7 protein-coding genes are annotated in these 6,480 nt (G+C 36.5%); 6 read left to right on the top strand and 1 reads right to left on the bottom strand.

Annotation, left to right across the window (positions count from 1 at the left end; translation table 11 throughout):
* A partial coding sequence (locus FTU67_RS13900) for a replication initiation protein (RefSeq protein WP_180061895.1) occupies positions 1-772 on the top strand: 772 nt, incomplete at its 5' end.
* Positions 773-950: 178 nt separating this feature from the next.
* Complete coding sequence (locus tag FTU67_RS13905) at positions 951-1,607, top strand: BglII/BstYI family type II restriction endonuclease (RefSeq protein ID WP_168405114.1); 657 nt, start codon at positions 951-953, stop codon at positions 1,605-1,607.
* Here FTU67_RS13905 and FTU67_RS13910 read toward each other — a convergent pair.
* Complete coding sequence (locus FTU67_RS13910) at positions 1,604-1,846, bottom strand: helix-turn-helix transcriptional regulator (protein WP_168405115.1); 243 nt, start codon at positions 1,844-1,846, stop codon at positions 1,604-1,606. The genes FTU67_RS13905 and FTU67_RS13910 overlap by 4 nt on opposite strands.
* Positions 1,847-1,937: 91 nt before the next feature.
* On the opposite strand from FTU67_RS13910, the gene FTU67_RS13915 reads away from it, so the two are divergent.
* The 4 genes from FTU67_RS13915 to FTU67_RS13930 all read left to right on the top strand — a co-directional run.
* Entirely contained in the window at positions 1,938-3,116 is a 1,179-nt protein-coding gene (locus FTU67_RS13915) for a DNA adenine methylase (RefSeq protein WP_180061896.1), read from the top strand.
* A 1,575-nt stretch (positions 3,117-4,691) separates the two neighbouring features.
* Positions 4,692-5,756, top strand: a complete 1,065-nt coding sequence (locus FTU67_RS13920; protein WP_180061897.1) for a hypothetical protein — start codon at positions 4,692-4,694, stop codon at positions 5,754-5,756.
* Positions 5,753-5,977: a hypothetical protein gene (locus FTU67_RS13925; protein ID WP_127799981.1), complete on the top strand. Its 225-nt coding sequence runs from the start codon at positions 5,753-5,755 to the stop codon at positions 5,975-5,977. Before FTU67_RS13920 ends, FTU67_RS13925 begins: the two co-directional genes overlap by 4 nt.
* Before the next feature lie 260 nt (positions 5,978-6,237).
* On the top strand, positions 6,238-6,480 hold a 243-nt coding region (locus tag FTU67_RS13930), incomplete at its 3' end, for a replication initiation protein (RefSeq protein ID WP_180061898.1).

Genomic DNA, 6,480 nt, shown 5'->3' on the forward strand with positions numbered 1-6,480 from the left:
ACGCCGATACATACAAGGCAATCAGCCTTGTATGGTTAATTATCTGTTTTTTGACTTAGATCATGCTGATTCTGTTCTTGCTTGGCATACAGAAAATTTACCGATTCCCTATTGGACTGCTCGTAACCCTGAAAATGGCCACTGCCATATTTGCTACAAGCTTGAAACACCATTTCCCACCACTGAAATTGCAAGTATTAAGCCTATACGCTACGCAAGTGCGATTCAGGCTGCATATGCTAAAAAACTAGGCTCAGACACCGCATACAGCCGGTTAATCACTAAAAACCCTTTAAACAGGCACTGGGACGTTGTTTTTTGGAGTGAAAAAACTTACTCACTCGATTATTTAGCTGATTTTGTAGACCTGAATGATAAACCCACAGCCGAGGATCGCATTCAAGGTTTAGGTCGAAACTGCACTATTTTCGATTTAACGCGGTTTTGGGCATATAAAGCAGTGTTACCCTACCTTGAGTCCAAATCGAGCTATCAGGCATGGTTTAACGCTGTTTTAGAGCGTGTTATGAAGGAGAATGAACAATTTCCTGAACCGTTGCAGTATGCAGAGATTAAACAAATCTCGAAAAGTATCGCTAAATGGGTCTGGCAACGCTTTTCTATAGAGGGTAAGAAGGAATGGCACGCTAAAAAGGGTGCTAAGGGTGGTAGCAAGTCTAAAGGTGGTGGTAGACCTTCACTTGGTGAGCCATGGAAAGAATTAGGTATTAGTAGAGCAACCTATTTTCGTAGAAAAAAATCTGAAAAATGAGACTAAACAAGCTATATCAGATAACAGCCCCTTTTATGGGGTTTTTCTTTGTCAGTATGGTCAATTTAGATATTGTTCCACGCTTCTAATTTCCTCACTAACTTAGGCTAATTTTTTATTTTTCTTTTAATATTTTTTTATACTTTTATACTCTTGGAAAATTAAATTCTTGATACCTATGTCTGTTCTACTTTTTCCGCAATATATTCGAGATAACTATGAAATAGAGGAATATCGTAATGGTATTTCTGTGCTTAGACATGCTTTCCCTAATGAGTGGAATGATTTAGTCGATTTACTTTCAGCTTTTGTTTTAAGACGAAGTGAAGTCATTGCTCCAGGTGGTAGAAAATCTACTGTTGCAGACCAATTAGATAGTTTTCTATATGCAAGGGGTTGGGGAGAGACAGAATTTAAAACGGCTATTCATTTGGATGAATATGAGTTAATCAAATCAGCTATTGGCAATGGCAAGAATACGGTTATTTCTACTTTGAAAAATAGCACTATTACAGAAGTCCCTACTCATAAGATTGACTGCTTCAAAAATAAAGTTGCTATTGAAGTAGAGTGGAATAATAAAGACCCCTTTTTTGATAGAGATTTAAATAACTTTCGATTGTTATTTGATTTAGGTGCTGTCTCTGTAGGTGTAGTGATTACTAGAGCTTCAGAGTTGCAGGAACTATTTAAAAGTTTAGGCAAAGGAGCATCTTATGGTTCATCTACAACGCATATGGGTAAATTAAGAAGTAAGTTATTTGGTCAAGGTTCAGGTGGATGTCCCGTGATAGCGATTGGTATTAAAGCCAGTCTTTATGATGAATTTAGTTAAATGGATTCTTGTATAAGGCTTTCTAAGATTTCTTCAAAGTCTGATAGCGATTTATCTAATTCTTTGCATATTAAATAAACCTCACTAATTTCTAAAGATCTGTCACCATTTTCGTATTTGGAAACAAAGCTTTGTGGTTTTTCTAGCATTTTTGCTAACTGAGATTGAGTAATCTGAGCATCAAGTCTCATTTGCTTCAATGCTTGGATACACAAAGATTTCATTAAACTTTTATCCATCTATTTTCTCTATTTGACTCTCAAGACTTTATTAAATAGAATCAAAAAACAAAATCCTAATTTGGGATTTTGTTTTTTATTAAGGATTCTTATGTTAACCCCCCAACCATTTCCTAGTTTAATCAAATATATGGGTTCGAAAACCAAGATTATTGATTTTATTGTTGATGGGATTAATTTTGTCCATCAAAAAGATAGAGCCATATTAGATCTATTTGCTGGGAGTGCTTCATTGGCAGGGGCAATTGGGAAACAGGTTAATTTTGTTTCTAATGACATTCAGGAATATTCAAAAGTTCTCTCGCAAACCTATTTAGTTAATTTAAGAGACGGAGATATTCCAGATATTGATCATATTCATCAGCAAGTTTTAAACCTTGTAGAAGCTAATGTGCAAAAAGAATACCTTGTTGATTACAATAAATTAAATAGTATTGATGACTTCAATTTTTTAGAAGAAAAACAAAAAAAATTAATCAGTAAAAAGTTTTCATATGATTATCATTTATTTGCAAAAAATTATTCTGGTACATGGTGGTCTTATGAACAATGTTTATGGATTGATGCCTTAAGACAAGTTGCGGATGAATATAAAAATGAGCCAATTTATCCGATTTTTTTATCTTCTCTAATGTATGCCATGGCTTATTGCAGTCAAGGTACTGGTCATTATGCTCAGTATAGAGATGCAAAAACTAACTCTTCTTTTAATGACATTTGTATTTATAGAAAAAAAGAAGTTTTCAATTTTTTTGATAAAAAGTTTAAAGAATTATGTCGTTTTAGCTTAAAAACTGTAAACCATTTTAGTTCTGAGTTTTTATCATGTGATTTTAAAGATGCATTAGACGTTTTTGAGGGAGGGACAGTGTATGCAGATCCTCCATATTGCTTTGTACATTACAGTCGTTTCTATCACGCTTTAGAAACTTTGGTGTTATATGACTATCCAGAGATTCAGAAAAAAAATAATGTGATTGTTAAAGGGCGATATAGAGAAGGTAGGCATCAATCCCCTTTTTGTATTAAAACCAAGGTTGAGACTGCCTTTTTAGATATGTTTAAGCGGGTTGAAACTACTAATTCTCAATTAGCGCTTAGTTATAGTAATACAGGAATGATTAGCCTAGAGACTATGATGGAGCTTGCATCATCTGTGTGGGATAGTTCTAAAATAGAAATATTAACTATAGATCATAAACACATGACATTAGGGCGACAAGGTACTCGGTATAGAGACGTTAAAGAGTGCTTACTCTTAGTAAAATAAAAGGTAAGGACGGTGACTAAGCCACCGTCCTTGATAGTGTGTTTTTAAATCTGCACCTGATTCAAGCGACTCTGGAACGCCTGAACTCCTCTGCTAACAAAGTCCACAGTGAACCTGAGTTTTCTCATACTCAGAAATAGCTACAAAGATATTGATTGCAAATACAATATATCCAAACAGTTGTAGCTCTGTATGTCATCAATTTAGTTTAGTTCAAGCGACCAACTCGAACAGCAGGGGAGACCAATCCCCATTTAACCGTTTTTGATTTTTTTTAACTTGTAAGGCTGTTACCACCTTGCAAGCACATACTCGATATGCACCTCTGCATATCCCAACATCAACCTTTTGCAAATCTACGATTCCCTTAACAAGCCATTTCTGACAACGGTAGCTATAGACCTTAGAACTACAAACAAATATGTCTGCTTGTTAGTCCCATAATTTCCCTACATTTCTGTAGGTTATATACGCTCATCGGTATCGCTCCCACACTCATAACATCCACGTTTAACCAATTGACGTTTCAATTGTTCTGAGTGCTTCCCAAGTTAGTTTTGAAGTCTTAATTTGCAGTACGCTTATCTGCTAGACCACCTGATTAGTTCAAAAAATTGAACCTCCTATTTCCGTATTCGCAGTTCCAAAAAATACGTTATAAAATCAGATCATCATTTTGGCAGGTAAAGCACTTGCAATCCACATAGGGGGTTGTACTCCCCCATTTTCACGTTTGAGCTATAAATCGACCTTTCGAGCTTCAATGGAATGTCATCACGACAAGTTCACCATTTGACAGGAAAGTGCCTGCAACGTATCTAGCTTTCGCCTCAACGCCCCGATAACCTCACGGTTAACTCAGAATCCATCGTGTGTGGCACGAACAATGCAAAAAATAAATCGTACATCTGCATTGAACGGTGGCTATTAACGAAATTTCATCCTTAAAATTTCTGACCCTATCTTCAAAACAGGATTTCAGCCCTTTCAGCCTAGATCGGAAATTACTTTCCGAACAACGTGTCACCACGCTTCCGTTTCCTTGTCGCCCAACTAGCTTTTTGATAGGGATTCTCCCGACCTAAGCAAATGGATTGGATCGAATAGGGGCATTGCATCCCCTAAGCTCCCATCAAAGCGTACTGAGCCAAATTTCTCCGGCAGTCCGCTTCGTCAGGTAGTCAAAAATTGGTTAGAAGTTTGACTATGAGCTGTTTAAAAAATCAAAGTTTTAGTGTGGCTGCGCACACTAAAACTCACACGGTTGGTCAGTTTTAAATATGCGTTGGTCAGACACATTTCATTGATGATGAAATGATCATAAAACATAAAAAGAATACCGTCTATCGTGTTTTGCAGGAACTACTTATTACCCTCTTACAAATACCCCGAAAAATTCGATTTTATGGCTATGCTTCGCATAGCAGGGCTTCGCCCTAAGAACCTCTCAAAGCATTGCTTTCTTTTTACTAGATTACAATGTGGTTTTTTACAAGAAAATGAGGTATTTTCAGTGAAAATCCCTTGATTACATAAATAACAATGATTGTATTTAGCCCTCATACAAAATTTACAATGCAGCGAATTGCCGATCATGTGGCTAATGGGGCATATTTCTACGCCAAAATTGATTGGAAGGAATATGAAGATTGGTTGGATGGCAATACAAAAACCATTTTTAACAATGTAGAAGACCTACTGGAGAAGCTGACAGATCGCTATGACTTAAAGCTCACTCCACGTCAACGGAATTATCGCCTTGAGAAAGGTCATCCGATTTGTACTTGCATCGTTCAACGTGATGTCTTTGAAAAATACAAATGGACTATTCATTTGCTGTTCACGACTCCTAGAACTAGGGATTTCAATTTGCAGTGCGGTGTAGAGCCTAAAAAGATCGTGAATGCTAAAGAGCGTGAAAAAATCGAGGAATTGCAGGATAGATTTCAGGGGGTTTCATGGGTTAAACCTGAAATACAGGCTGAAATTGACTTGATCTATGGTTATTTCAAAGATCGTGAGCCGCTGCAATTTGTTTTAAATACGCCTATTTCTCTAAAAGTCACGCAGCACATGACTTTTGAGCTTGTACGTACAGATCATAAGGTCTACAAGCCGACTGAAAAAGAATACAAGGACAGAATTAAATCTTTCTCGTGGTCTTGGAGATACAGTAAGCAATCATTATTGCGAATGAAAGCAAGATTAATGGCTATCGTGAATAAGCTCATTAGTCAGAAACGCAATGCAGCAGCTGAAAAAAACAGGGCAGATTTGCGTAATTTCTTCAAAATGATTGAAGCATGGGCTGTTTTTAAAAGTAATCGGCAGCAATCGGGCGAGTTGCTACATTTTGCTCACAGTTTTGTACGCAGAAAATCTAAAAAATCTTGGCAACAAATCGAAATAGAGCCGCCCCACTTGGTCTATTTACCGAGACTTGAAAACTATGCTGAAAGCTTGGCTGAGTATCGAGAGCGTAGAGATATGTTCGATGAATTTGGTGTCGAAATTCCGCTGAAATTACTTCGAGATGGAGACTATGCATCAATCCTAGCGTATGCAAATTTACAGAAAATGATGGTTGAAAATCGCAACAAAAAATCAGATGAGCAGCTGCTATCGGAGTCTTTAAAATGATTGCACTTGAAAAGCAAGTTTCGGAAAAGTTTGGAAAGTTTAAGAAAGGAAAAAGCTCTAAATTTTTTTGGTTCTTTTTCGGTTTTTTTTTGGCGCTGAGTGTTTTCTTTTTAGCCGGTGTTGTTCCAGTATCCGACTATATTAAAATCTCCACATGTTCTATGGGGTTGTTATTGACCATTTTGGGAATTTTGGTTTTTCAAGAAAGAAAGTCTAAATAGTTGATTTTTTAGATTTATTAATTGTTTTTTTTGGGTATTAAAATACCATAAATGTGGTATATGTTTTTCTTTTAAAATTAATGGTTTAACAACGATGTAACTTTGATGTAAACTTTCTTCCAAGCGAAAAAAAACCCGATGTGGCGTCGGGCTTTTTTCGGGAACTTGATGAGAATAATCTCAACTAGCACACCAATTATCTTGAACCCTAATTGTAGCTAGTTGAGTCCACAAAAACAAGAGTTATAAGGACTTGAACAATGGCTGCGCCTGTTCACCAACTAGAAATTTTTTATGATGATTTGGCGTATAAGCCTTATTGTGCAGAGTATTTAGATCGTGGCTTAGATATTTTGCCCAAGCGAGAAGCGATAAAACGCCGATACATACAAGGCAATCAGCCTTGTATGGTTAATTATCTGTTTTTTGACTTAGATCATGCTGATTCTGTTCTTGCTTGGCATACAGAAAATTTACCGATTCCCTATTGGACTGCTCGTAAC

It is taken from the genome of Acinetobacter sp. YH12132, assembly GCF_013418645.1.
Classification (GTDB): Bacteria; Pseudomonadota; Gammaproteobacteria; order Pseudomonadales; family Moraxellaceae; genus Acinetobacter; species Acinetobacter indicus.

What these genes read in the sequence shown, in the direction of transcription:
- FTU67_RS13905 (WP_168405114.1), top strand. Translation starts at nt 951, where the DNA reads ATGTCTGTTCTACTTTTTCCGCAATATATTCGAGATAACTATGAAATA.
- FTU67_RS13910 (WP_168405115.1), bottom strand. Translation starts at nt 1,846, where the DNA reads ATGGATAAAAGTTTAATGAAATCTTTGTGTATCCAAGCATTGAAGCAA.
- FTU67_RS13915 (WP_180061896.1), top strand. Translation starts at nt 1,938, where the DNA reads ATGTTAACCCCCCAACCATTTCCTAGTTTAATCAAATATATGGGTTCG.
- FTU67_RS13920 (WP_180061897.1), top strand. Translation starts at nt 4,692, where the DNA reads ATGCAGCGAATTGCCGATCATGTGGCTAATGGGGCATATTTCTACGCC.
- FTU67_RS13925 (WP_127799981.1), top strand. Translation starts at nt 5,753, where the DNA reads ATGATTGCACTTGAAAAGCAAGTTTCGGAAAAGTTTGGAAAGTTTAAG.